This window comes from Saccharomonospora iraqiensis subsp. iraqiensis (assembly GCF_000430445.1).
Taxonomy (GTDB): domain Bacteria; phylum Actinomycetota; class Actinomycetes; order Mycobacteriales; family Pseudonocardiaceae; genus Saccharomonospora; species Saccharomonospora iraqiensis.
Map to the genome: position 1 here is coordinate 3,034 of NZ_KE387076.1, position 2,688 is coordinate 5,721.

The 2,688-nt window shown below is 72.4% G+C and carries 3 protein-coding genes and 1 pseudogene; 3 read left to right on the forward strand and 1 reads right to left on the reverse strand.

Features of this window, described 5'->3' with window-relative positions; all coding sequences use genetic code 11:
- A pseudogene (locus ACTIR_RS27830) lies at window positions 1–130 on the reverse strand (TetR/AcrR family transcriptional regulator); the annotation flags it as partial.
- Window positions 131–195: 65 nt separating this feature from the next.
- Between ACTIR_RS27830 and ACTIR_RS0108680 the strand changes: the two are divergent.
- Genes ACTIR_RS0108680 through ACTIR_RS0108690 form a run of 3 tightly spaced genes read left to right on the forward strand, consistent with a single transcriptional unit; the run spans window position 196 to window position 2,621 of the window.
- Window positions 196–1,155: an oxygenase MpaB family protein gene (locus ACTIR_RS0108680; RefSeq protein WP_026453967.1), complete on the forward strand. Its 960-nt coding sequence runs from the start codon at window positions 196–198 to the stop codon at window positions 1,153–1,155.
- Window positions 1,156–1,176: 21 nt separating this feature from the next.
- Window positions 1,177–2,196, forward strand: a complete 1,020-nt coding sequence (locus ACTIR_RS0108685; RefSeq protein WP_026453968.1) for an LLM class F420-dependent oxidoreductase — start codon at window positions 1,177–1,179, stop codon at window positions 2,194–2,196.
- Window positions 2,197–2,222: 26 nt separating this feature from the next.
- Complete coding sequence (locus ACTIR_RS0108690; protein WP_026453969.1) at window positions 2,223–2,621, forward strand: ankyrin repeat domain-containing protein; 399 nt, start codon at window positions 2,223–2,225, stop codon at window positions 2,619–2,621.
- Window positions 2,622–2,688 lie beyond the last annotated feature (67 nt).

A 2,688-nucleotide genomic window follows, 5' to 3' on the forward strand; every position in this document is an offset into this window, starting at 1 on the left:
CGCCGCCCGTGGCGGGTGTGCCGCCGAGCAGGTCGAGCCCGGCGTCGAGCAGTTGCCGCCGCCGGGCGGCCCGCCGGTCGGCCAGTGTCGTGCCCGCCCAGGTGCGTTCCGCGTTCCCCGAGTCCGTCATCACCCGTCCCACGTCCGACCGTGCCACAATTGACTACGGCTGTTGTCACTTCTACGCTGGGTCGCATGCCACACGCCGACCGTGACGACGTCGAGCCGCTCGGGCCCGACTCGCTGACCTGGCGTTACTTCGGCGACTGGCGCGGGTTGCTGATCGCCCTGTGGGCGGGCTCCATGCAGAACATGCACCCCGGCCTCGGCGCGGGCGTGGAGCAGCACTCGCGCTTCTTCGCCGAGCGGTGGCAGCGCCTGCTCCGTTCGCTCTACCCGATCGGCGGGGTCGTCTACGACGGCCCCCGCGCCCGGGAGACCGCGCGGCAGGTCCGTGGCTACCACGACACGGTCTCCGGCGTCGACGCCCACGGGCGCCGCTACCACGCCCTCGATCCGGACACCTTCTACTGGGCCCACGCCACCTTCTTCGTCAGCACCCTGCGTATCGCCGAGCATTTCATGGGTGGGCTCACCGAGGAGCAGCGGCGCACCCTGTTCGACGAGCACGTGCGGTGGTACCGGATGTACGGCGTGAGCATGCGGCCGGTGCCGGACAGCTGGGAGGAGTTCCAGCGGTACTGGCACCGGATGTGCACCGAGGTGCTGGAGGACAACAAGGCCACCCGGGACGTGCTCGACGTCGCCGACATCGCCCGGCCGCCGTTCCTGCGGTGGCTGCCCTTCCCGCTGTGGCGCCTGGTGCGCAGGCCGCTGATGTCCGGGTTCGTGTGGCTGACCGTCGGGATGTACGACCCGCCGGTGCGCGAGCTGCTCGGCTACCGGTGGACCGCCCGCGACGAGCGGTGGCACCGGCTGCTCGGCCGCGCGATCAACGCCGCGTTCCGGCTGGTCCCGTTCGAACGTCGCTACCACCCCCGCGCCCGGGCGGGCTGGCGGCGGGCGCTGGGCCGGGACCCGGTGGACACGGCACCGGTGGAGACCCCGGCGCGGAACCTTCCGCCACCGGAGGAACGGGACAAACCCACGCACTACTCGCCGGCGGTCCGACCGGCCCGCTCCGGTGAGCGTTGACCCGAAGGGAGACCGCGGCCCGTGAAACTCGGCTACCACCTCGGCTACTGGTCGTCCGGCCCGCCCGCGCACGCGGCGGAGACGATCCGCACCGCCGAGGAACTCGGCTTCGACTCGGTCTGGACCGCCGAGGGATACGGGTCGGACGCGCTGACCCCGCTCGCGTGGTGGGGCTCGGCCACCTCGCGGGTCACCCTCGGCACGAACATCGTGCAGATGTCCGCGCGGACCCCGACGGCGACCGCGATGGCGGCGATGACCCTCGACCACCTCAGCGGCGGCCGGTTCGTCCTCGGCCTCGGCGCCTCCGGTCCGCAGGTGGTCGAGGGCTGGTACGGCATGCCGTACCCGAAGCCGCTGGCGCGCACCCGGGAGTACGTCGACATCATCCGCAAGGTCGTCGCGCGTGCCGAACCCGTGACCCACGACGGCGCCCACTACCAACTCCCGCTGCACTCCGGGACCGGGCTGGGCAAGCCGCTCAAGCCCACCGTCCACCCGCTGCGCGAGCACATCCCGATCTACCTGGCCGCCGAGGGGCCGAAGAACGTCGCACTGTCCGCCGAGATCGGCGACGGCTGGCTGCCGCTGTTCTTCTCCCCGCGCAGTGACGGCTTCTACCGCGCCGCCCTCGACGAGGGCTTCGCCCGGCGGGCGCGGCCGCCCGCGTCGTTCGAGGTGGCCGCGTCGGTGCCGGTGATCGTGCACGACGACGTGGAGGCCGCAGCCGACCTGATCAAGCCGTCGCTGGCCCTCTACATCGGCGGCATGGGAGCCCGCAATGTCAACTTCCACCGCGACGTGTTCGCGCGGATGGGCTACGAGGAGGTGGCCGACCGGGTGCAGGAGCTCTACCTCGCGGGCCACAAGGACGAGGCCACCGCCGCGATCCCCACGCGCCTGGTCGAGGACACCTCGCTGATCGGTCCGCCCGCGAAGATCCGGGACGAACTCGCCGCCTGGGAGGAGTCCGTGGTGACCACCCTGCTCGTCCGGGGGGACGCGGCGACCCTGCGCAGCGTCGCCGACGTGCTGTCCTGACCGGCCCCCCGTGGCAGGCTGACGGGATGAGTGAGACGCCGCGGGAGCCGGACCCGGAACTGCTCGACCTGTGGGCGCGGGTCTTCGACATGGCCCGGCACGGACACACCGAGACCCTGGCCGCCTACGTGGACGCGGGGATCTCGCCGAACCTGACCAACGACAAGGGCGACACCCTTGTGATGTTGGCCGCGTACCACGGGCACGCCGGGACCGTCCGGGCCCTGCTCCGCCGCGGTGCGGACCCGGACCGGCTCAACGACCGCGGGCAGAGCCCGCTCGCCGGCGCGGTGTTCAAGAACGAGCCCGACGTGGTGCAGGCCCTGCTCGACGGCGGTGCGGACGCGTCGGCGGGCAGCCCGTCGGCGGTGGAGACCGCCCGCATGTTCGACAACGCCGACATGCTCGCCCTGCTCGGGGCCTGAGTCCACCCTGCGGGACGGGCCGTACCCGCTACGGCATCCTGGGCACCATGCTCACTCGCACCGTGCC

Coding starts and splice junctions, on each gene's coding strand:
- ACTIR_RS0108680 (WP_026453967.1), top strand. CDS start 196: ATGCCACACGCCGACCGTGACGACGTCGAGCCGCTCGGGCCCGACTCG.
- ACTIR_RS0108690 (WP_026453969.1), top strand. CDS start 2,223: ATGAGTGAGACGCCGCGGGAGCCGGACCCGGAACTGCTCGACCTGTGG.